The 22,670-nt window shown below is 43.0% G+C and carries 20 protein-coding genes; 10 read left to right on the top strand and 10 right to left on the bottom strand.

Features of this window, described 5'->3' with window-relative positions; all coding sequences use genetic code 11:
* Window positions 1–93 precede the first annotated feature (93 nt).
* Both ABD772_RS09565 and can read left to right on the top strand, forming a co-directional pair.
* Window positions 94–852: a YoaK family protein gene (locus ABD772_RS09565; RefSeq protein ID WP_345103284.1), complete on the top strand. Its 759-nt coding sequence runs from the start codon at window positions 94–96 to the stop codon at window positions 850–852.
* Window positions 853–859: 7 nt separating this feature from the next.
* Window positions 860–1,522 (top strand): carbonate dehydratase, encoded by a 663-nt coding sequence (gene can / locus ABD772_RS09570; RefSeq protein ID WP_345103286.1) that lies wholly within the window; start codon window positions 860–862, stop codon window positions 1,520–1,522.
* Window positions 1,523–1,638: 116 nt separating this feature from the next.
* Here can and pruA read toward each other — a convergent pair whose 3' ends face one another.
* From pruA to ABD772_RS09585, 3 genes are all read right to left on the bottom strand, one after another.
* Window positions 1,639–3,279, bottom strand: coding sequence for an L-glutamate gamma-semialdehyde dehydrogenase (gene pruA, locus ABD772_RS09575; protein ID WP_345103288.1), 1,641 nt, complete (start codon window positions 3,277–3,279; stop codon window positions 1,639–1,641).
* Between the two features lie 527 nt (window positions 3,280–3,806).
* Window positions 3,807–4,730 carry a DUF5996 family protein gene (locus ABD772_RS09580; RefSeq protein ID WP_345103290.1) on the bottom strand — a complete coding sequence of 308 codons (924 nt, stop codon included), beginning with the start codon at window positions 4,728–4,730 and terminating at the stop codon, window positions 3,807–3,809.
* A gap of 105 nt (window positions 4,731–4,835) precedes the next feature.
* Window positions 4,836–5,138: a GIY-YIG nuclease family protein gene (locus tag ABD772_RS09585; RefSeq protein WP_345103292.1), complete on the bottom strand. Its 303-nt coding sequence runs from the start codon at window positions 5,136–5,138 to the stop codon at window positions 4,836–4,838.
* A gap of 751 nt (window positions 5,139–5,889) precedes the next feature.
* Between ABD772_RS09585 and ABD772_RS09590 the strand changes: the two genes are divergently transcribed.
* Window positions 5,890–6,825, top strand: a complete 936-nt coding sequence (locus ABD772_RS09590) for an IS1595 family transposase (protein ID WP_345103294.1) — start codon at window positions 5,890–5,892, stop codon at window positions 6,823–6,825.
* Between the two features lie 171 nt (window positions 6,826–6,996).
* Here the strand turns inward: ABD772_RS09590 and ABD772_RS09595 are convergent, their stop codons facing one another.
* The 3 genes from ABD772_RS09595 to ABD772_RS09605 all read right to left on the bottom strand — a co-directional run bounded on the left by ABD772_RS09595 (window position 6,997) and on the right by ABD772_RS09605 (window position 10,299).
* Window positions 6,997–7,542, bottom strand: coding sequence for a hypothetical protein (locus ABD772_RS09595; protein WP_345103296.1), 546 nt, complete (start codon window positions 7,540–7,542; stop codon window positions 6,997–6,999).
* 13 nt (window positions 7,543–7,555) lie between these two features.
* Complete coding sequence (locus ABD772_RS09600) at window positions 7,556–7,993, bottom strand: hypothetical protein (protein ID WP_345103298.1); 438 nt, start codon at window positions 7,991–7,993, stop codon at window positions 7,556–7,558.
* A 554-nt stretch (window positions 7,994–8,547) separates the two neighbouring features.
* Complete coding sequence (locus ABD772_RS09605) at window positions 8,548–10,299, bottom strand: DUF885 domain-containing protein (protein WP_345103300.1); 1,752 nt, start codon at window positions 10,297–10,299, stop codon at window positions 8,548–8,550.
* Here ABD772_RS09605 and ABD772_RS09610 point away from each other — a divergent pair.
* On the top strand, window positions 10,288–10,854 hold the full coding sequence (locus ABD772_RS09610; protein ID WP_345103302.1) for a DinB family protein: 567 nt from the start codon (window positions 10,288–10,290) through the stop codon (window positions 10,852–10,854). The two genes, ABD772_RS09605 and ABD772_RS09610, sit on opposite strands and share 12 nt — an antisense overlap.
* Window positions 10,855–10,859: 5 nt before the next feature.
* Here ABD772_RS09610 and ABD772_RS09615 read toward each other — a convergent pair whose 3' ends face one another.
* Window positions 10,860–11,831 (bottom strand): alpha/beta hydrolase, encoded by a 972-nt coding sequence (locus ABD772_RS09615; protein ID WP_345103304.1) that lies wholly within the window; start codon window positions 11,829–11,831, stop codon window positions 10,860–10,862.
* Window positions 11,832–12,026: 195 nt separating this feature from the next.
* On the opposite strand from ABD772_RS09615, the gene ABD772_RS09620 reads away from it, so the two are divergent.
* The gene (locus ABD772_RS09620; RefSeq protein ID WP_345103306.1) at window positions 12,027–14,480 is read left to right on the top strand and encodes an outer membrane beta-barrel protein; all 2,454 of its coding nucleotides are present in this window, start codon (window positions 12,027–12,029) and stop codon (window positions 14,478–14,480) included.
* Here ABD772_RS09620 and ABD772_RS09625 read toward each other — a convergent pair.
* Together ABD772_RS09625 and ABD772_RS09630 are read right to left on the bottom strand one after the other, a co-directional pair.
* The gene (locus ABD772_RS09625) at window positions 14,477–14,857 is read right to left on the bottom strand and encodes a DUF1634 domain-containing protein (protein ID WP_345103308.1); all 381 of its coding nucleotides are present in this window, start codon (window positions 14,855–14,857) and stop codon (window positions 14,477–14,479) included. The two genes, ABD772_RS09620 and ABD772_RS09625, sit on opposite strands and share 4 nt — an antisense overlap.
* Entirely contained in the window at window positions 14,857–15,693 is an 837-nt protein-coding gene (locus tag ABD772_RS09630) for a sulfite exporter TauE/SafE family protein (RefSeq protein ID WP_345103310.1), read from the bottom strand. Before ABD772_RS09630 ends, ABD772_RS09625 begins: the two co-directional genes overlap by 1 nt.
* 162 nt (window positions 15,694–15,855) lie before the next feature.
* On the opposite strand from ABD772_RS09630, the gene ABD772_RS09635 reads away from it, so the two are divergent.
* Genes ABD772_RS09635 through ABD772_RS09645 form a run of 3 tightly spaced genes read left to right on the top strand, consistent with a single transcriptional unit; the run spans window position 15,856 to window position 20,412 of the window.
* Window positions 15,856–17,226, top strand: a complete 1,371-nt coding sequence (locus ABD772_RS09635; RefSeq protein WP_345103312.1) for a M16 family metallopeptidase — start codon at window positions 15,856–15,858, stop codon at window positions 17,224–17,226.
* Between the two features lie 10 nt (window positions 17,227–17,236).
* A complete protein-coding gene (locus ABD772_RS09640; RefSeq protein ID WP_345103314.1) occupies window positions 17,237–18,538 on the top strand; it encodes a M16 family metallopeptidase in 1,302 nt (433 codons plus the stop codon).
* Window positions 18,539–18,582: 44 nt separating this feature from the next.
* The gene (locus ABD772_RS09645) at window positions 18,583–20,412 is read left to right on the top strand and encodes a UbiD family decarboxylase (RefSeq protein ID WP_345103316.1); all 1,830 of its coding nucleotides are present in this window, start codon (window positions 18,583–18,585) and stop codon (window positions 20,410–20,412) included.
* 20 nt (window positions 20,413–20,432) lie between these two features.
* Here the strand turns inward: ABD772_RS09645 and ABD772_RS09650 are convergent, their stop codons facing one another.
* Window positions 20,433–21,074, bottom strand: a complete 642-nt coding sequence (locus ABD772_RS09650) for a hypothetical protein (RefSeq protein WP_345103318.1) — start codon at window positions 21,072–21,074, stop codon at window positions 20,433–20,435.
* A gap of 242 nt (window positions 21,075–21,316) precedes the next feature.
* On the opposite strand from ABD772_RS09650, the gene mraZ reads away from it, so the two are divergent.
* Window positions 21,317–21,775, top strand: a complete 459-nt coding sequence (gene mraZ, locus ABD772_RS09655; RefSeq protein WP_345103320.1) for a division/cell wall cluster transcriptional repressor MraZ — start codon at window positions 21,317–21,319, stop codon at window positions 21,773–21,775.
* On the top strand, window positions 21,765–22,670 hold the full coding sequence (gene rsmH, locus ABD772_RS09660; RefSeq protein ID WP_345103322.1) for a 16S rRNA (cytosine(1402)-N(4))-methyltransferase RsmH: 906 nt from the start codon (window positions 21,765–21,767) through the stop codon (window positions 22,668–22,670). The genes mraZ and rsmH overlap by 11 nt, the downstream gene beginning before the upstream one ends.

A 22,670-nucleotide genomic window follows, 5' to 3' on the forward strand; every position in this document is an offset into this window, starting at 1 on the left:
TAAGATATCCCGACAGGAATAACCCTGACTGCGTTTGTTCCCACTGAAAGGGAGCTAACTGGGCTTTTGAACTTAGTATCACATCAAACACTTATGTTAAAACGATCAAAAACTGACCGTACTTTAAAACAAAATCTGATGCTCGCATCGTCGACCGCTATGGTATCAGGCATGACCAATGTGGTGGGGCTGATGGCTTTTCTGGCCTTTACCTCTAATATTACCGGCCATGTGGCTAATTTATCCAAGCATATCGTCGAACAAAATTTTGATGAAATGCTAATCTTCCTGATTTGGTTATTGATGTTTTTTGGCGGCGCTTTTCTCGCAAATTTTATCGTCAAATCTCTCGAGAATAAAAGCTACTACCGCGCGCACTCCATTCCTGTTGTTGTTGAGATAGTGGTATTATTATTTGTAGCAGTTTACGGAAATAATTTTTACCGCGAAACCCAATGGGAACGTGAGGTTGTCATCTCTGTTCTGCTGTTTTCAATGGGCTTGCAGAATAGCCTGGTGTCAACGGTATCCGGCGGCCTCATCAAATCATCACACCTTACCGGTTTATTTACCGACCTTGGCGGCGAGGTTGCCGAATGGGTTCATCCCAAAACAGGAAAAACTGATACCATACGTAACAAGATATATATTCGCCTTACGGTTTTAGGTTTTTATATTTTAGGTGGGATAATTGGCGGATACTTCTTTAATTTGTACGAGTTCGCGATATTTTATTGTGTTCCGGTTATTCTGCTTACTATACTTTACTATGATGTATCCGAGCTTGCGCTGCACAAACTGACACGCCGGCTCGGTAAAACAAAAAATGATCAATCATCTATAAAAAAATAAAATAATTATGTCTACAAAATCAATTCACGATACCCAGCACATTACCTACGAGTCGCTTTTAGAAGGTAATAAAAAATTTGTTGCCAATAGCTTAAAACTTGACCCCGAATACTTTGATAAACTGGCTAATGGCCAGAATCCGCCGGTGTTGTGGATAGGCTGCGCCGATAGCCGTGTACCTGCTAACCAGATAACCGGCACCCAGCCCGGCGAGGTGTTTGTGCATCGTAACATTGCCAATATGGTTATCCATACTGATATGAACATGCTGTCGGTATTAGACTATGCGGTGAATGTATTGAAAGTAAGGCACGTTGTTGTAACCGGCCACTATGGCTGCGGTGGTGTATTAGCTGCAATGACTAACAAAGAGTTTGGCCTTATTGATAACTGGCTGCGCCATATTAAAGACGTCTACCGTTTGCACGCCGACGAACTGGATGCTATAGAAGATCAACAAAAGCGTGCCGACCGGCTGGTTGAACTAAACGTCATAGAAAATGTTTACAATCTATGTAAAACCACTATTGTACAAAATGCCTGGGCCAATGGGCAGGAGCTTGGCGTACATGGCTGGGTTTACAGTATCAAAACAGGTATTATTACCGATTTGAAGGTAAGCGCCAGAGACAATGGCAACATGGAGGATGTGTTCAGATTCCAGTCTTAATCAAGAGTCAAGAATAAGATTCTTATTGTATAACAAAAGAGCCGGAGATCAATTGATCTCCGGCTCTACTTATTTAAGGCAATATCTGCTTTACTCTTGATTCCCGGCTCTCGAATCTACTGTTCGTGCTGCAAGAACGGATACCGGTAATCCTTTGGCGGATCAAAAGTTTCTTTGATAGTTCTTGGCGATACCCAGCGCAGCAGGTTGATCATAGAACCGGCCTTGTCATTAGTGCCCGAGCCGCGGGCGCCGCCAAACGGCTGCTGTCCGACAACAGCTCCGGTAGGTTTGTCGTTAATGTAGAAGTTACCCGCGGCGTTTCGCAGTTCATGCGTAGCTTTGGCGATAGCATAGCGATCCTGAGCAATGATGCTGCCGGTTAGTGCATAGATCGAGGTGCTGTCTACAACTTTCAGTATTTCATCAAACTGGTCATCCTCATAAATATAAACCGTCAGTACCGGGCCGAACAACTCGGTGCACATGGTCAAGTAATATGGGTCTGTTACTTTAATGATGGTAGGCTCAATAAACCAACCGATGCTCTTATCATAGTTACCACCGGCAATCAGTTCAACGTCCGGATTGGCCTTTGCCTCGTCAATGTATTTTGCCAGTTTGTCAAACGATGCCTCGGTGATCACTGCATTTACAAAGTTCTCAAAGTTTTCAGTGGGTCCTACTTTAATAGTAGCCAGATCGCGCTGCAGGCTTTCTTTTACTGTGGGCCATAATGAAGCCGGAATATAAGCTCTCGAGGCAGCTGAACATTTTTGTCCCTGGTACTCAAATGCGCCGCGCACTAAGGCAGTGCTAACTACATCAACATCGGCACTGTTATGAACAAGTACAAAGTCTTTACCACCTGTTTCGCCAACTACGCGAGGGTAGGTTTTGTATTTGTGTATGTTGGTGCCGATTGTCTGCCATATAGTTTGGAACACCGGGGTCGAGCCGGTGAAGTGGATACCCGCGAAATCAGGGTGGTTAAATATCACATCGCCGGCAACCGGGCCGTCAACATAAATAAGGTTGATAACACCCGGCGGCAAGCCCGCTTCCAGGAATACCTGCATCAATACGTTGGCTGCATATATTTGCGGGTAGGCCGGTTTCCAGACAACCACATTGCCCATCATGGCGGCCGATGCAGGCAGGTTACCCGCAATAGCTGTAAAGTTAAACGGCGTAAGCGCAAACACGAAACCTTCCAGCGGGCGTTGCTCCACCCGGTTCCAGACACCTTTGGGATGCGATATTGGTGGCTGCTGTGCATAAATCTCCGTCATGTAATGTACATTGAACCGCAGAAAGTCAACCAGCTCACAGGCGGCGTCAATTTCGGCCTGGTAGGCATTCTTTGATTGCCCCAACATAGTTGCGGCATTGATCTTAGCGCGGTACGGGCCGGCAAACAGATCGGCTGCTTTCAAGAATATAGCGGCACGTTGCTCCCAGGGCATATTTTCCCAATCGGACTTGGCAGCCAGGGCGGCATCAATGGCTTGCACGACGGTGTCCTTATCGCCCTCGAAAAAGTTAGCCAATAAATGTTTATGGTCATGCGGCGGGCGTATTTCCATGCGTGTGCCGGTAAATACCTGTTTGTCGCCGATGTACATCGGTATATCAATTTTGTAAGCGCGTGCTTCTTCTAAAGCCTGTTTCAGCGCTGCACGCTCTACACTATGCGGGCCGTAGTTTAATACAGGCTCGTTCTGTGGTGCGGGGACATTAAAAAATCCTTTTAACATAGTGGTCAGTTATTTTTGTAAAGTTAAGGATAATGTGCAAATGTGCGGATATGCAGATGTGCAAATGATTTTTGGATGACGGGAGGTTGATTGGTCTGCGATTGGTGCATGCTGAGCTTGTCGAAGCATGGTGGGATGAGCCTGTGTCCGCCCTTCGGGAGCTCAGGGACATCCTTATTAGTTAGGGCGTTTCCGTCGATCGACGGATCGGGCTTTCCATTCATACGCCTTCAGGCCTTAGCCACGGGCCGGTATACATTTCACTCCCTAACGCGGGCTACCGCACTGATCCACGCGCGAATGTGTATCACTTTGGATCATTTGGATCACCAGGAAATGGCAAATGGTTAAAAACCAGACGTTTAACGAAAATAGCATTTCAAAGTGGATCACTTTTCCTGACTTTTACGTCTTTTTTGGATCACTTTTTTTGTAAACCTATTTCAGGATAAGTCACCCGCAACACCCGCTTGTGGCCCGCCTGCCAGGTAGCCGGGCATACAAGCGTTAACTCATTTGACCTCCTTTTATTTCTGCAGCCATGAAAGATCACATTCCAAAGCGTCGCGATCCCATTTACCGGTGTTGGCTGCTGCTATGTAGGTAGTTTCTAAGAATTCGGTCAGCGTTTGTTCGGGGTTAGCGGCATTGCGCACATCCTCATATTTTAAAAAGAATTCGCCCATTTCATTACTGTAAAAGGCTTCGGCAGGTTTTACCGGTTGCTGTCCAAAGTCTGCCGGAGTAGGGTAGCAGTACGCATAAAACGCAGGGTGCGGAAACTGCTCGCTGCCTGGCCAGAAACCGGCGCTGCTTACCTCGTGCGAGTAGGCTTCCTGCATCACGTCGTCGGGCATATTAGGTGCGCCGCCAGGATGCAAAGGCGCGCGACGCCCTGAAAAACGGGTAACAGCGAGATCAAATGCTCCCCAAAAAAAATGCACCGGGCTGCACTTGCCGCTAAACTTCGCCCTGAAGTTGGTGAATACGCCGTCGATGTTCAGCAGCGCTTTGTGGAATAGCTCCATCTGGTGTTTGTCGTAACTTTTGTGTATTTCATCCCCGGCAAAAGGAATGGCCTGTTCAAGTTCATTGGGTTTGGCGTAAATTTTCACATGGATATCCAGCAAAGCCATTTTTTCAAATAGCTCCTTATAAAAGCTGGCCACCGTCCGCGGGTAAAGTTTAAGTGATTGGCTGCCGCCGCTGCTACAATGAATGTGTAATTGATGGGCTATGAAATCAAAGTCGATCTGAAAACTGCGGTCGCCGTACGGGATGCCGTGAGTGGTCAACCCCCGGGGCGAAACGTACAAGGTTACATGCCAGGAATGATTCAGCCAGGGCATGGTGCTGAGGCGTATTTTGCCGACGATCTGTGTCCACAATTGCACGGTGGAAACGGTGTCTTTAAGCCGGGTATAATCGAGTGGCGGCCAGTTGTTTTTCATGGGTGTATATCAAATTGTCATCTTTATAAGCATGTGTGTTATTCTCTTGTGTATTATTCTCTTGAGTGTAGCGAAAAAATCTACACGCGCTCAGTTAGTCGCCATCTATTCACTGATTTCTTGATTTAAAAACCTCCAGGTAGGATTTATAGAAGCAATCAAATCAATCTTCTTTTTTCTACTCCACTTCTTAATTTCCTTCTCACGTTCAATAGCGTGATTAATATTAGTAAAGTGTTCATAGTAGATCAAATTGTGGCAATAATATTTTCCAGCGTATGTACTTTTATTTCCTTTATTTTCTGTGTGCTCAAATAACCTCCTGCTTAGATCATTAGTTACTTCTATATAAAGAGCTGTTTTGATAGGATTGGTAGTGATGTAAACATAAAAGTTATAATTCCACATGTTATAAGCGTGTGTATAGATCTCTTAGATCTCTCACTATCGTTCGAGATGACATAATATATTAGTTTTTTTATTTTTTTTGTCATTTCGACCAACGGGAGAAATTATACACGGATCCGCACCCACCTTAGCGTATTTATAGATCCTTCACTATCGTTCGAGATGACATAATATATTAGTTTTTTTATTTTTTTGTCATTTCGACCAACGGGAGAAATCTATACACGGATACTCCGCACCCTCCTTAGCGTATGTATAGATCTCTCACTATCGTTCGAGATGACATAATATATTAGTTTTTTTATTTTTTTGTCATTTCGACCAACGGGAGAAATCTATACACGGATACTCCGCACCCTCCTTAGCGTATGTATAGATCTCGGCATTTATATACAAAGCTAAGGAATAAAAATCCAATCAAAACTTCTTAATCAATTGGCGGCTATACCCACCGCCAATTGCCCTCAAACCTATTTACAGGTTTTAGGATAAGATCGTAGAAATGTTTTCCGTCCGTCCTTTGTAGGCTTAGACGGGCGAACCACTACGAACTTGTTAGGCTTTGGCTTATTTGCCATACTACCTCCGTTTTTTAGTGATGATAAAATATGGATGCACTGTAGCCGCATCCTTCCGGCGCCATTCTTCACCGGTTGGATGCGAGCCTAACAAACTAAAATATTAAAAATACGCTTAAACTGATTTATAAATATGTAAATATTTGATAATCAATTTATTATATTTGTACATTATGAAAGATATACACTTCAAAAGCATTTTAGACCTCGTTAAAGTATTCCCAGACGAACGTTCTGCGCATGAGTACTTAGCAGGACAGCGTTGGTCAGACGGCGTAATAGAATGTCCGCATTGCGAACACGACAAGGCCTATGTCTTTAGGGATGGTATTCGGTATGAGTGCTGCTCTTGCAAAAAGCAGTTTACGGCTAAGACGGGAACTGTTATGGAAGCCAGCAAGCTTCCCACCATCAAGTGGATATTTGCCATGTATTTAATCTTGCATAAGAAAGGCATCAGCAGCGTGCAGTTAGCAAAAGATATTCATGTTACCCAAAAGACAGCTTGGTTTATCCTACATCGCATCCGAACCGCCTTTGGACATGATGCCGAAAAGCGGAATTTAACCGGAGAAGTAGAAATTGACGAGTGTTTTATTGGAGCCAAAAATAAAAACCGCCATTATAGCAAGCGCATGAAATATAAAGAATTAACTGGTCGAACGTTCCCTGATAAAACTACTGTATTTGGTATGTATGAACGAGATACCAGAACAGTTAGAGCGATGGTAGTAAGTCGCAAAGAATTTAGATCGTTGGGGCGTATTATCACTTATAATATACAGCCCGGTGCTACTTTAATGACCGATGACTGGAACGGATATAACGGCGCTATTGATAAAATATACACGCGATATTCTATAGACCACAGCAAGTGGAAATATGTGGATGGTGAAATTACCACTAATCGCATGGAGAACTTTTGGTCGCACTTTAAGCGCGGGCTGCATGGCACCTATATCCGTGTGACGCCAAAGCATCTCAACAAATATGTAAAAGAGTTTGAGTTTAGATTTAACAACCGTAATTTGGGCGAGCAGCAGCAAATCAATGCAATCATCAAACGAATGAACTGCCGTATCAAATACAAAGACTTAATAGCAGCATAATGGCAAAGAAACCAACTCCAAAAAAAACCACCGCTAAAGTAACACCTAAAAGTAGTGGCAATAAAAAGCTCGATGCCGGAATGAAGAAGCTGTTAACAATCAAAAAGAAAGGGAAATGAGTTATGTGGTTAGTGCGTTATTTAGCCAAGATGGCTTCCCTGTATGGAAAGCCTACCGATGAAATGCTTTTTGACTTTGCGGGTGCGGGGCTTCTGTTTTTTGGTTCTTTAACCCTTCTTTTACTGATTGTATATTTTGCTCTAATTGACCCGTTTTGGCACTGGTCTCATGCACACTAAAAAATGTCAATACGCCCATTACTGCGGTTACAAAAGTAAAAAAAACCGTTCCTATTGAGAACCATTTTTGCGCCCTAAAGTTATTTATAGTTGCATTATTTAATGACGTAACAGACTCGTTCAATAAAATATTGGATTGATACAATTTTCTTTTTTCTAAGTAATCTAATCCGATGGTCGTTATAGATGCTTCAAATTTATCATGTGCCCCATATTGATGCTTCTCATATTTTATATGACTGTTCGTGTTCATGATTAATAAAAAACTTTCTATTTCGTCTCCAACTAGATCGAAGTGTAAATCCACATTATCACAGGGTCTATTAAATAATGTTCTTGAAAAAATTGTTATGTCGTGCCGTTTCTCTAACTGAGCTTTTGACAACTCCTCCAGTATTTGAATATAAATTGATTCCATATTTAAAAAATTATCACTTATGTGAAAAGGTGGTTATAAACTCATACCTAGTGCCCAAATTAACTTCAGTAAATCCAGCTTTTAATAATCTATCATACAATCGCCATGAATAAGATGCGCTTTTTACGCTGTCCTTAAATGCTGAGTACTGTCCCAAGTCATCCTTGGGGTATCCTGATTTTATTAAATTAGTGTATAGCTTATAGCTCTTGTCGAAAGTGTCTATCTTATTATAGGGCCTAAAAAAGTTACCTAAAAAACCAATATAGGTGGAATCGGCTCCATCTTTGTAAATTGAAAATATAAAGTAATTATGCTCTCTGGTTATTTCATCATAAGATGTGTCTTTTAAGTGGTTTTTAAAATCTTTTAGAGTTGGATTTGTGGCGATTATAATTGCTAATGTAATAGCAATAAATGCCATTATCCTTTGAGATATTGAAAGGTTCATTGTGTGGTAATTTGGTAACAGGTTAATAAAAAAGTAGGCGTAACTCATATCACGCCGTCACCGGGCTTACCACAGCCCACCAAAGCAAATGACATGGTTACGCCTTAACAGCGTACCATAATCATTCACGGCCTTAGTCTGTTTTTTGTGGTAATTCGTGACAGCAGCGAATGTTAAGTACAATACCTTTAACTACTGCGAATATAACTATTCTGTTTACACATTGTCAATAGCAACTATGAATCGAAAAGAATACCTTAGCTTTGTATATAAATGCCATAGATCTCTCACTATCGTTCGAGATGACAATAATATATTAGTTTTTTTATTTTTTTGTCATTTCGACCAACGGGAGAAATCTATACACGGATCCGCACCCACCTTAGCGTATTTATAGATCCTTCACTATCGTTCGAGATGACATAATATATTAGTTTTTTTATTTTTTTGTCATTTCGACCAACGGGAGAAATCTATACACGGATCCGCACCCACCTTAGCGTATTTATATACGCTCTCACTATCGTTCGAGATGACAACGGCGCTATTAAGTATTACTTAGCGCCCAACATGGCATTTCTGATCAACTTAACCGGTGCATTCCCATAGCTCAGGAATTTTTCGTTGAACTCTTTCAGCCGGTATTTGTCGCCCATTTTTGCTTTGTAAGCGTCGCGCAGGTCCATAATCTCTTTGTAGCCGTCGTAATAGCTGTCCAGTTGTACGCTGGTTACGCTTACACGTTTCCATTTACCTTCAGCTTCGGCCTGCTGTTGAAATGCCTCATGGGTCAGAAATTTCAGGGCGTCTTCTTTAGTCATGTTGTTGGCATGCACGTTAAAATCAAGTATACTGTTGCAAACCGAGCGCAGGTGCCATTTATACCACATCAATTTCATCTCCGGCGAATCGTCATAGCCATTGTCCAGCATCATTTGTTCGCCGTAAACCGCCCAGCCCTCAACCATGGCGCCGCTGCCAAACAATGCCTTGATCAGGCTTGGTGCTTTATTGGCATAAATCAACTGTACGTAATGGCCAGGTATAGCTTCGTGGATGCTCAATATCTGTAGTGTGTAATTATTATACTCGCGCAGATAGCTTTCGGCTTTTTCGGGCGAAAGCCCTTTAAGGCTGATGATGTTGTAGTACGATTTCGCATTTTTATCATATGGCCCCGGCGAGCTCATAGAGGCCACGGCCGCATTGCCAAAATAAGCAGGCTGCTTGCGCACTTCGAGCGGTTTGCCGGGGTCGAGTGTTAACAGATCTTTTGATTTAACAAAGGCCGACAGCACCGGTAATTGTTTCTCGATAGCTGATTGCAGCTCGGCCGGTGTAGTGTGTTTTGCCGACAGGGTGTCCAATACCTGGGCAATCATATCCAGCGAATCGGCCGGCATGGCCTTTTTACCAAAATATTTTGGCCATAGCTGGCGGCTCAGTTTTGCCATATCCCGATGCACCTGCTTTTTGCGTTCGGTAGCCATATTGAACAATTGCTGCGCACTATAAGCCGACTGCATGGCATACTTAAACTTGTCTTCATACAAAGTTTTGCCTAACCTGAAACTGTGCGGTTTGTCGTTTTTTATATTTTGCAGGAAGCTGATATAGTCCCGCACACTTTGAGCGGCCAGTTTAACGCGGTCGGTCATTAATTTTTGCTCGTTGGCAGGGATATTGGTTTTTTTGAGCGAATCGGCAAAATCTTTTTCGATAACACTTACGCCACCGTTTTGCTGCTCTATAGCAAGCGCGGTTAATTCGGGCGCGGGGTTCTTGATCTGCTTTTGTGCCTCTTTGTAATAGGCAGGCAGATTGGCCATTTTTTGATAAAAGTTACGCAGGCGCTTGGTTAGCGGAGCATAATGCCCATTCAATATCGCTGCAAATGCCGAAAATGGATTGTAATGGGTGGGGTTCCATTGGTAATCTTTTAAAACCGAAATTTTCCAGGCCTCATATTCTAACTGATTTTGCATGAGCTGGTAATCCATGCGGTTTAATTCCGTCAGGTCATTTGCCTCATAACGAGCTAATGAATCTTTCTGAACTTTTATAAAGTTCATCATATTGTCGCGGCTTTTGTCGTCAGGAACAACTAATAAACTATCATATTTATGGTAGCCTTCGTCTGTAGCCCAATCGGGGTTAAGCTTCCATAGTTCTTCAAGGAAATGACTCTCATAGGCGGCGAAAGCATCGTTGCCCTGGGCTTGTAAGCTGCCGGGAGCCTGCATATCTTTCTGGCATCCAACGGCAAAAAAAGCAATTGCTAATAAAAACAAAAAGTGACGGTTCATTCAGGGAAATATTTGTTGGATAAACTTAGAACATTTAACCCAAAAAAGCTATTAAATAAGAATAAACAGGTTTTGGCGGTGATGAGCAGCGAACATGAAATTATTGTTAATGAGATAATAAAACTACTGCGTGGTGGCAGCACGCACATAGGTTTAAAGGATGCGCTTGACGGTTTACCGGCCCATGCGCGCGGCGATAAATCTGTCAAACTGCCATACAGTATATGGCAACTGGTTGAGCATATACGTATTTCGCAATGGGACATGCTGCAGTTTTGTTTAGATGCTAATCATAAATCGCCAAAATGGCCAGACGAGTACTGGCCTAAAGAGGCAGCCCCTGCTGATGATAAGGCCTGGGAAGATGCATTGAAACAAATTGATGATGACCTGGAACAGTTTATCCGTTTGTTTCAAGAGGAGGATATTTATAAAGAAATACCGCACGGCAACGGGCAAAGCCTGCTACGCGAGGCCCTGCAAATAGCCGATCATACCTCGTACCATATCAGCGAAATTATTGTGATACGCCGGCTGCAGGATAATTATAGGTAACAATATTATTTAAGGCCTTTGATAAAATCCACTACGGTGCTTACAAGCTCGGGCTTTAGCGGTAACTGGGGTTGGGTATACGTTGCCAGGTTTTTGTCTTTGTCAGCAGGCGCATCGCGAAGCACATAATTCATACCACGCATAACTGCATAAGTATAGCTTGATCTGACATGTTTTAATTTATCGCCTTCAATTACAGGTATCTCTAAATCGGTGGTGCCCTGTACAATTAACACAGGTATTTTTAACTTTTTGATCTCGTCGGTTGGGTCAAACCTTAGCCAGCTCATCATATAATTTTGAATACTTGGCCTGATGTAAGGGTATAAAGAAATATCAACCTTTTTTTGTACGCTGCCCACCTTAAGCGAGTCCAGGATCTTATTAAACCCGTCAGACATGTATCCGGGTTTCGATTTCATTTGCTCCTTCAACAAGACATCTGCACGGCGTCCCAGGCCCTCGACAGAAATAAAAGCAGTGGTTGCCTCTTCGGTATCGGCCGCGGCCAGTATGCCTGCCAATGAGCCATCGCCGTGGCCCAATACCACGACATTTGAGAAACGCTGATCATTTTTTAGCATATTAATCAGGGCTATGGCATCGTCAACATAGTCGTCAAAGCGCAAATTGTCTTCTTTTTGATGTGTCTGGTTTTCGCCCACCATGCGTTTGTCATAACGTAGAGAGGCAATTCCGGCTTTACCCAGGGCTTCGGCCAGTAGTTTGTAGGTGTCGGCTTTAATGTTCAGTTTTTCGCTGTTGCCATTACGGTCGATAGGGCCTGTGCCAGCAATAATTAAAACCACCGGTATTTTTCCACTGACGCCGTTAGGGCTAGCTAAGGTACCTGATATTGTGGTTGACAGCGTTTTAAGCGTAACCGGTGTTTCGGTAAGCGTTGGGTTTGTCTGTGCTTGTGCAGATAAAATGAATAAAGAAAAAATAGCCACTACTAAAAAACAAACCTTCTTCATGTGCCGCGTTATAAATGGTAGAAATATCAACGGCGAAAATTAATAAAAATTAGCATAATATAATCCTGTAAGCTAAGATAGGACGCTCTTAATAACTTTTTATTAAAAAATACCGTAAAAAAGTGGGTATTTAGGCTATTATAAGCATATTTATAGTCTATTTATTTAACTGATATATTCTTATATAGTATTTTAATGAGGTTATTAAAAGGAGGCTTGTTAACAGCGTTCTTATTGGGTGCATATATTTCTGTATGTGCACAAAATGTGTCTGGCATACATGGCAAGGTTTACAGCGAGCAGCACCTGGCTGCAGCCGCCGCAAACGTAATTTTACTTGCCGCTGCCGACTCGGCCATCATTAAATCAACAGCTTGTGATAACGACGGACGGTTTAGTTTTACTACAAAACCCGGCAAATATGTGCTATTGGTTAGTAAGATAGGTTATGATCAATCATTGACCGGGCCTTATGAGGTTAAGGCGGGGGATGATTTACTTGCCGGCGATATAACGCTAACTCCACATATACCGGTACTTAAAGAGGTTTCAATAAATGCGCAACGGTCGTATGTTGAAGCCAGGTCTGACAAAGTTACCCTGAACGTACAAAATAGTATAATTGCCGAAGGCAACTCTGTATTTGAGATATTAAGGCAGGCCCCCGGCGTGCACGCCGACACAAAGGGCGGCTTGAGCTTGATAGGCCGTTCCAATGCCATGGTAACAATTGATGGTAAGCAGGTGCATTTATCGGGCCAGGACCTGGTGGACTATCTGCAAAGCCTTGCCGGCAACACCGTAAAGCAAATTGAATTGATTACCAGCCCATCGGCTAAATATGATGCAGCGGGGGCGGGTATTATTAATATCATATCAAAAAAAGGGGCTAATACAGGCACAAACTTTACCTTAACCGGAACCGGGGCGTACGGCAAGTTTGGCAGAGGCGGCGGCGGTTTGATATTTAACAGCCGGCAAAAAAAGGTAAACGTGTTTGGCAATTATAATTACGAATACCGTAAAACAGATCACCTTTTCTTAACCAATCGGATTGTAGCCTTTCAGAATGTAACGAGCGATTACAACGTTAATTATTATACCACTTACCAGGGTGCCAAGCAAAGTTACAACATGGGTGCCGACTATGCTATTGCTGACAAACATACCATAGGTATATTATTAAGCGGAACTATTGACGATTATAATTACAGAAAGAATAATGTATTAAGTATAACCAATGCAGGGGTGCTGGACTCGATCATCTCGACAAAGTCTAAATTAAACAGAGGGTTGACAAATACCAGTTATGATATTAATTATACCGGCAAGCTGGATACTATGGGTAAGGTTTTGTCTGCTGATTTTGTATTTAACGATATTGACAGGCATTCATCAGAGTACATCGATAATTATTTCTATAACGCGGCGCATATAGTTTACCGGCCTTCGTTAAAATTACAAAACGTTTCGCCTGCCGATACGCATATCTGGTCGGCTAAGGTTGACTATGTAACCCCTTTGCCCGCCGGGGCAAAATTAGAGACAGGTTTTAAATATAGCTGGGTACAAGCCAATAATCAATTGATTTTTGGTCCGATGGTAAACGGTGTTTATCAAAGCTCACCCATCTTCAGCAGTAAATTTTTATATAAAGAGAATATTAATACAGGGTACGTTAACTATATCGGCAAGATCAATAAAATAAATATAACAGCCGGATTGCGTATCGAGCAAACCAACACTATGGGTAGCGGTAACGCAGCAATGATGAACAGTGAGGTTAAAAGAAATTATCTGGATTGGTTTCCACAACTGCACTTAAATTATAAACTTAATGACAAGCATACCTTCGACCTGAGTTTTAATCGTGGAATAGACCGCCCTCAGTATGAAAACATAAATCCGTTTTTAAATTTTACCGATCTGTACGACTACAAACAAGGTAATCCCAATTTACTGCCACAGTATAGTAACCGGATACAGTTGTCGCACACTTTTAATAAAAGATATCTTACTACACTATACAGCGTTATAACCAGTAATTTTTATGATTTTCCGAGTTATATGCAAAACGATTCATCTAAGGTGAGCCGTACGGTAACCCAAAACTTCGGCAAGTATTCTATATATGGTATCAGGTTCAATGTGCCTGTATATTTTACCGATTGGTGGGAAGCCGATTTTAATTTAGATGCTTCTTATGAACGTATAAAGGCTTATCCCCAATATGGTAACTTAAACAAGGGCACCCAGGCGGTGAGCTTTTTCAGCATGCAGCGTTTTACATTGCCTGACAATTTTGCAGCAGAAGCATTTGGAAATTACGAAGCCCCTACATTTTACGGAATTTATCAGTTTAAAGCCGATTATTATGTGGGCGTTAATGTATCCAAACAAATATTAAATAAAAACGGAACGATAGCATTTAGTGTATCCGACATTTTTAATACTCACCGTGACCGCAGTACCATCAATTATCAAAACCTTAATATGACGGTTTATGACAAGGTTGAAACGCGGTTGTTCAAACTCATTTTTACTTACCGGTTTGGGAATGTTTCGTTAAAGAGCATCGCTAAACACAGCGCAGGTAACGAAGAAGAGCAGAAACGCGCCACAGGCCCGGGCGAAGTTGCCGGTAATTAATAGCCTGCATGGCCCCCGAGCATACTCGTAAAAATGATTATCAGTACCAGCACTGTTATGCCGGTATACAGATAGTCTTTCTCAATGGCGAAACCATAGGCCGAAAATAATACCCGCAGGATGGGTGTTGCTATTAATAATATAATTCCCGCCTGGATAATGGCCCGCCCTTTTAAGGCCATAATGCTTTTAACGATTTCGTCCATTTGCACGGAAGCGGGCCCGCCCTTGAAGTTGTGGTAGTTGGCAATATCATGCCCATGTCCAAACAAATAAATAACGGCACCGCATATACAAATGCCGATTGATAAAAAGACACCGCCGCGTAACACCCATCCAATAAGGGTTTGTATGTCACTATCCTTTAGTTTACTCATTATAGTTTGTGAGTTACGCCGTTATAGATCATTTGTAGAGCAATTACGCTGATTACAATAGAAAAAACCACCCTTATCCAATTGGCCGAAGTGCTTCGTACCAATATTTTTGAACCCGTAAAGGCGCCTATAAGCACGCCTATAACTACCGGCATAGAAAGAGCCGGCTCGATGTAGCCGCGTTGCAGGTAAACTACAGCGCTGGCTGCCGCTGTTACGCCAATCATAAAATTGCTGGTGGTGGTTGATACCTTGAAAGGTATCCGCATAATACCATCCATTGCAACCACCTTTAGGGCGCCTGAGCCGATGCCTAGCAGCCCCGATATCAAGCCCGCAAACAACATCATACCAAAGCCACCTCCTACATTGGTAACACTATATTCAACCGGGCCGTCCGCAGTGGGATAGTTGCTGTTGAGATTTAATTTTTTGGCCAGATAGCTTTTTCGTTGAACGATATGTTCTCTCTTTTTACGAACGGACATCAACGCAGATAAAATTAACAGCAATCCAAATAAAATCGCAATGTAATTGGTAGGCATGTAAATAGCCAGTATAGCCCCAAACATGGCGCCGGTGGTGGTGGCTATCTCCAGAAACATGCCCAGCCGCATGTTAGTAATACCCTCTTTGAGGTAAGCCGCCGCTGCGCCCGACGAAGTAGCAATAACAGTAATCAACGAAGCTCCAATGGCGTAATGAATGTCAATATGGAGGAATAGCGTAAAAAGAGGAATAATGACAAACCCGCCTCCCAAACCGGTAAGCGACCCCAGTAAGCCCGCGAAATACGAGCCGATTAAAATAATTATAGTAAGCTCAATGACTGACATGTACCCCCCGACGTTCTGCCGCGGTAAACAGCAGCATGGCTATATAAAACCCGGGGCAAGTTAGCCCAAATATAAACAACGGTACAAGTAATGGCTTCATAAATTCAAGTAAGTGATTTGATAAATAATTCTCTATATTAACAGTGTAATTCTAAGCCTTAAATGACCCTAAAAAAAATCTCCCTAACCCTATTGTTGTGTGGTGCTGTAGCGGTACCCAAAGCACAAACTAAATTATCCGAAAATATTTTTCAAATAAAATTAAATAACGGTTTAACGGTGATAGTTATCGAAGATAACAGCGTTCCGTTAGTAACTGTTTCGATGACGTTTAAAAACGGGGCCTTTGCCGAACCCACCAATTACAGCGGGCTGACTTACATGTACCATAACATGTTATACCGGTCAAACACTTACTATGGCACCGGTGATGCTGTTGCTTATTTTGCCAGCAAAACGGGCATTTTACGTAATGTAAGCGTTAATGAAGAAAATGCCGAATGCCATTTCACCATGCCCAGCTTTGGTATTGATCAGGGTTTGCGATATATGAGTGCAGCCATCCGTTACCCTGTGCTTGACGAAAAAAGTTTAAACGAGGTTAAAAGCGTGTCCGACAAAGAGCTGCTGGGAAAAGAAAGTAACCCTGTTTTTTTACTCAATAAAGCTATGTGTCAGCATTTGTGGGGTGATATGTATCGCAGAAAAATGGCTATAGGTACACATGAAACTATCCAGGGCGCTACTTTGGCGTTAATGGATAGTATTCAGAAAAAATATTATTATCCAAATAATGCATTGCTAACTATTGCCGGCAATATATCGCACGACCAGATGTTCAGCAAGGTTGAGGAAATATTTGGCGACTGGAAGCCGTCTGGCTTCGATCCGTTAAAAAAATGGCCGATACCTGAAATAAAACCGGTTACTAAAACGCAATATTTTACGATCGAGAATAGCAATGCCCTGGTACCTTATATCTTAATAGCCTGGCAAGGCCCAAGTACACGTACCGATGTGCCTTCGACCTACGCAGCCGATGTATTCTCGAATGTTCTGATGCAAAACTCGTCCAAACTTAAAAAGGCGCTGGTACAGTCTGGGTTGGCGCTCAACGTCAACTTTAATTACCTTACGCTGAGCCGCATCGGGCCAATAACTCTTACCATACAGCCCAATCCTTTAAAAATAAAAGAATGCCTGGCCGAAGTTAAAAAGCAAATAGCCTTATTTGATACAGATGATTACATTACAGCCGAGCAAATTGCAACAGCTCAACGTAAGTTGGAGATCGGTCATATCCGGCGCGAAGAGGTGACCTCTGATTTTGTCAATATCCTGGCGTTCTGGTGGGCATCTGCTTCGATAGATTATTATTTTAATTATGTTGACAATTTGCCGAAGATAAAAAAAGCCAATCTGCAGTCATATGTACGCAAATACATTAAAAATAAACCTTACTGTGCAGGCTTATTAATAGGCCCCCAATTAAAGGCACAATTAAAAACCGACGAATTTTTTAAAGCCCATTAGTTAGCAGCCCATGAAAATATTAAATAACATAGTGTTAGGGCTGCTGATTAGCACTGCCACTTTTGCGCAAAATCCATACGCAACCAGGTCTTTTGATGTTGCCGGTATTAAGGTAATATTTAAGCCCACGCAAAAAAAGATAGTAAATGTTAGAGTGTATTATCGCGGAGGTACGGCTAATTATGCTGCGTCAAAAGCCGGAATTGAACATTTTGCTTTAGCCGGAGCTGCAGAATGTGGTACAAAAAACTTTTCTGCCAATACCCTTAAAGATACGTGTGATAAATACGACATATCTTTAAGCGGAAGCGGAAATTTTGATTTCGGCTTTGTTCAGTTAAACTGTATATCTAAATATTTTGATAAAGGCTGGTACTTGTTTGCCGATGCGGTGACTGATCCGGCCTATCAAAGCCATGAAGTACAATTATTGCGCGGCAAGATTATGTTGGCGAATAAAACCTTAGCTTCAAATCCTATCATACTTGCCTCAAAACAGTTAATGTTAAATACCCTTAAAGGCACACAATATGGTTTTGACCCCTGCGGCACTGACGAAACACTTAAAGATATTAACCAGGCGGAACTGAAAAATTACTACTATAATACCTTGTTAAATAAGGAGCGCATGTTTATAGTAGTTGTTGGCAATATTACCAAAGAAGAACTGGTTCAAAAGATCATGTTTTCGTTTGCTAACCTGCCCTCAAGGCCTTATAATAAACCTGATATGGATGAGCCTGATTTTAATGACAACAAGTTAATTAAAACCCAACAGGCTTTGCCTGTTAATTATATTGCGGCCATGGGTAACTCGCCATTAGTTAAAAGCGCCGACTTTGTGCCGTTTAAGCTTGGGGTTGCTGCGTTTGGCGCTACATTATATAACGATTTGGTTGTGAATGGTCATTTGGCTGATAATACCGGCACTAATTGCATGACTACGCTGGTACCCTATGTCAATATTGTTTTAATGAGTAATAAGCCCCAGGCCGCAGTGTCGGGTGCTATAAATACTTTAAGAAACTTTCAAGAGAGAGGAGTGAACGAAGATTGGCTTACCCGCATTAAAAACAACATGGTTATTAATAATTTCATAAGCCAGCAAAATGTGGCAGCGGTTACAGACAGGCTGGGCGAAGCCGAAGTGTTTGCCAGCTGGCAGTATGCCGATGATTTTCCGCAGCTGGTGTTTATGACTACGGTGCAGCAGGTAAATGCGGTTATGAAAAAATATATAACCGGCTTGACCTGGTCATACCTGGGCAATTTAAACGCTATAGACGGATACAACATTCCGCCGCTTAAATGATGTTTTGTGTGATAGCTTAACAGAATTTTAAGCACCTTTGTGCTATGGGTTACCCAAATTTACAAGCCTGCATTGCCGACCTTGAAAAACACGGCCATTTAATACGCATTAAAGAAGAAGTTGACCCATACCTGGAAATGGCCGCCATACATCTGCGCGTTTTCGAGGCGGGCGGCCCTGCTATATTGTTTGAGAAAGTTAAGGGCAGCAGGTTTCCGGCGGTGTCAAACCTGTTTGGTACGCTGGAGCGCTCGAAGTTTATCTTCCGCGACTCGCTGGAAAAAGTAAAGACTTTGGTCGAGGTAAAGAACCACCCGGGCAGGGCGTTCAAACATCCCCTTAAATATGCAGACGTGTTATTTACCGCGCTATCGGCGTTGCCCATGAAAGCGGGGCGTAAGCATTTTGAGAAGTGTAATATCAGCGACCTGCCCCAAATTGTGAACTGGCCTAAAGACGGTGGTCCGTTTGTGACCATGCCGCAGGTTTACACCGAAGATAGCGACAAGCCCGGCATCATGAATGCTAACCTGGGTATGTACCGTATCCAACTGGCGGGTAATGATTATATATTAAATAAAGAGATCGGTTTACATTACCAATTGCACCGCGGTATTGGTGTACATCAAACCAAAGCTAATGCCACGGGGCAGCCACTTAAGGTAAGCATCTTTGTAGGTGGCCCGCCATCGCATCCGGTGGCTGCCGTAATGCCGCTGCCTGAGGGTTTGTCTGAGATGACTTTTGCAGGCGCACTGGGTAACCGCCATTTCCGCTATTTTTATGATGAGGAAGGTTTCTGTATTTCTGCAGATGCCGATTTTATTATTACCGGCACTGTCGAACCGCACGATAATAAACCCGAAGGCCCTTTTGGCGATCATTTGGGTTACTATAGTTTGACGCATCCCTTCCCGCTGTTAAAAGTTCGTAATGTATATCACCGTAAAGATGCTATATGGTCGTTCACGGTGGTTGGCCGCCCGCCGCAGGAGGACACCAGCTTTGGTGCACTGATCCATGAGATAGCCGGTTCTGCCTTATCTGAAGAGATCCCGGGATTACATGCCGTTAATGCGGTTGATGCAGCCGGTGTGCATCCCTTGTTATTTGCCATCGGCAGCGAGCGCTACACCCCTTATATAAAAGAACGAAAGCCGCAGGAGATATTAACCATTGCCAATCACATCCTGGGTACAAATCAACTGAGCCTGGCTAAATATCTGTTCATTGCGGCTAAAGAGGATGACCCGGCATTGGATGTAAATAATATCCGTCAGTTTCTGACGCATATGTTGCAACGCATTAATCCGGCCCGCGACCTGCATTTTTATACCCGCACGACTATTGATACGCTGGACTATAGTGGCAGCGGACTAAATTCGGGCAGCAAAGTAGCCGTTACCGTAGCCGGCGATATTAAACGCGAGCTATGGCGCGAGGTGCCTGTCGATTTCAGCTTACCAAAGCCGCTGGTAAATTACCAAATGGTGATGCCCGGCGTGTTGGCTATCGAGGTGCCCAAAAACATCCGCGCCAGCGATATGCCGATGGTCATCGAGTTTTTACAAGAGCATTTTGCCGAGGCCGACCTCACCGGTATCCCGTTGTTTGTCTTGTGTGATGATGCCGTCTTTGCGGCTGAAAACCTGAACAACTTTGTCTGGGTGACCTTTACCCGCAGCAATCCGTCGCACGATATTTATGGTATCAACGAGTTTATGGAGCACAAGCATTGGGGCTGTTATGGTCCGTTGATCATTGATGCGCGGATAAAACCGCATCATGCGCCGGTGTTAGAAAAAGATCCCGAGGTTGAAAAACGTGTGGATGCGATGGGCGAGAAAGGCGGAGCTTTGTATGGGGTTATTTAACCTTAACAACGGCATTAAATTTAGTAACCCCCAAAACTCTTCCTGTGTAAAAATGGACCAAGTTTATGTGTTCTGCCAATTTTCATGGTTTCAGATAACAAACTATATAATAACGGATGTGAGGTTTGGCGCGGGCTCCTGGCTCCAACTACCTTCTTGCCCGATGCGGTGACCATCGTAAAAGCCATATGAACGCCATCTAATAAATTTCTATTTTTGTTTCGTTCAGTTTGCAGCAGGTCCTCTGTATGAGCTTTGGCTACGCGCTCGAGTAAGTGATTATAGGCAGTATCTTTTCTGACAGCAATCGTGACTGAATCGCGGTCGTATACAGAATATCGCTCGAAATAGTCATAGACTGCATCTGAAAGCCTTTTATTTTCGATACTATCTCCCCCGCCTTTCATGTATTTTGCAGACACCCGCGCAAATGCGGTATCTTTCCGTGTCGCCGAAACCCTGATACTGTCAAAAACAGCATAAATTATTTTTATCGAATTTGACCGCCTGTAGATATCTACCTGGTATTTACTCATAAAATCCGGTCCGGAGCCATGAATATGAATAATTATATCTCCTTTATTAACAGTTTCTTGCGCAAATAATGGCTTCGCGGCAAATAGTAAAACAATTATTAATATAAGTGGGGTAAGGCTTCTCATTTGTTACAGGTTTATACTAATCTCGCCATAATCGTTCATTAAAGCAATTTACTTAACCTTTCAAATCTCCACTTTGCTTTAATTCTGGTAGTCAGTTAATTAGAATATCAATCTTTTGTGTGTTTAGCCGAAGTGGGAGATAAAAACATTTTTTGAATGTTGAAAACTTTTTGGTGGTAAAAAGTGTAATAAAGTGGTAAAAGTGATTTACTTTTACACTACCATAATTGTCAAAGTGTAGAATGTCGAATTTTTTAGGCGAATTTGATTGTAAACTGGATGCTAAAGGGCGTATGATGATACCCGTTGGCCTCAAAAAACAGCTTCCAGAAGCTGTAAGTGAGGGGCTTGTTATCAATCGCGGCTTTGAAAAGCATTTGGTTATCTACACCCGCAAAGAATGGGATAAGATAGTTGACGATCTGAGCAAGCTCAATTCGTACGAAAAAAAGACCCGCGAATTTATCCGCTACTTTACCCGTGGCGCATCAGAACTGCTGCTTGATAGTGCAGGCAGGGTGCTTTTGCCAAAGTCGCTTTTGGAGTATGCGGGTATTGGTGCCGATGTGGTGCTGGCTTGCCAGTTTAATAAAATAGAGGTTTGGGCTAAGGATGCGTATGATTCACAACTGGACGACGAGCCCGAAAACTTTGCAAACCTGGCCGAGGAGGTGATGGGCGGAAGGAGGAATGATGAATAATTATCATAGCCCCGTGATGTTGCAGGAATGTATTGACGGATTAAATATCCGCAAGGATGGCACCTACGTGGACGTGACCTTCGGTGGTGGCGGCCACTCGAGAGAAATATTAAAACACCTGGGCGAAGGCGGCCGTTTGCTTGCTTTTGATCAGGATGCAGATGCGCAACGTAATATGATCGACGACGATCGGTTTGAGTTTATTGATCAGAATTTCAGATACCTGAAAAACTTTTGCCGCTTGCATGGAGCAATGCCGGTAAGTGGTATCCTGGCCGATCTGGGTGTCTCATCGCACCAGTTTGATGAGGCTGAGCGTGGTTTTTCAATCCGTTTTGATGCGGAACTGGATATGCGCATGAATCAGGCAGCCGAGTTAAACGCCAAAACGGTGATCAATACTTATACCGAGGCTGATCTGCATCGCATATTCGGCTTGTATGGCGAGATACAAAATGCCAAATCGCTGGCGCATACTATCATAACCGCGCGACTGAATGCGCCGATCAATACGGTGGCTGATCTGAAGACTGCGATCTCTGATCGGATACCACGTGGAAAAGAAAACAAATACCTGGCGCAGGTTTTTCAGGCATTGCGTATTGAGGTTAACCAGGAGCTGGAGGCGCTAAAGGAGTTTTTAATGCAAGCTGCTGAGGTGCTGGAAACCGGCGGCCGGTTGGTGGTAATGTCTTACCACTCGCTGGAAGATAGGTTAGTGAAGAATTTCATAGCGAAAGGGAAGTTCAGCGGTGAGGTGGAGAAAGATTTTTTTGGTAACGATCAGAAACCGTTGGATGCGGTGAGTCGCGGTGCTATTACAGCCTCGGTTCAGGAGATAGGCCAGAATAACAGGGCACGCAGTGCAAAATTAAGAATTGCAGTTAAAAAGTAA

The sequence above is a fragment of the Mucilaginibacter panaciglaebae genome (assembly GCF_039539265.1).
In the GTDB taxonomy this organism is placed as follows: domain Bacteria; phylum Bacteroidota; class Bacteroidia; order Sphingobacteriales; family Sphingobacteriaceae; genus Mucilaginibacter; species Mucilaginibacter panaciglaebae.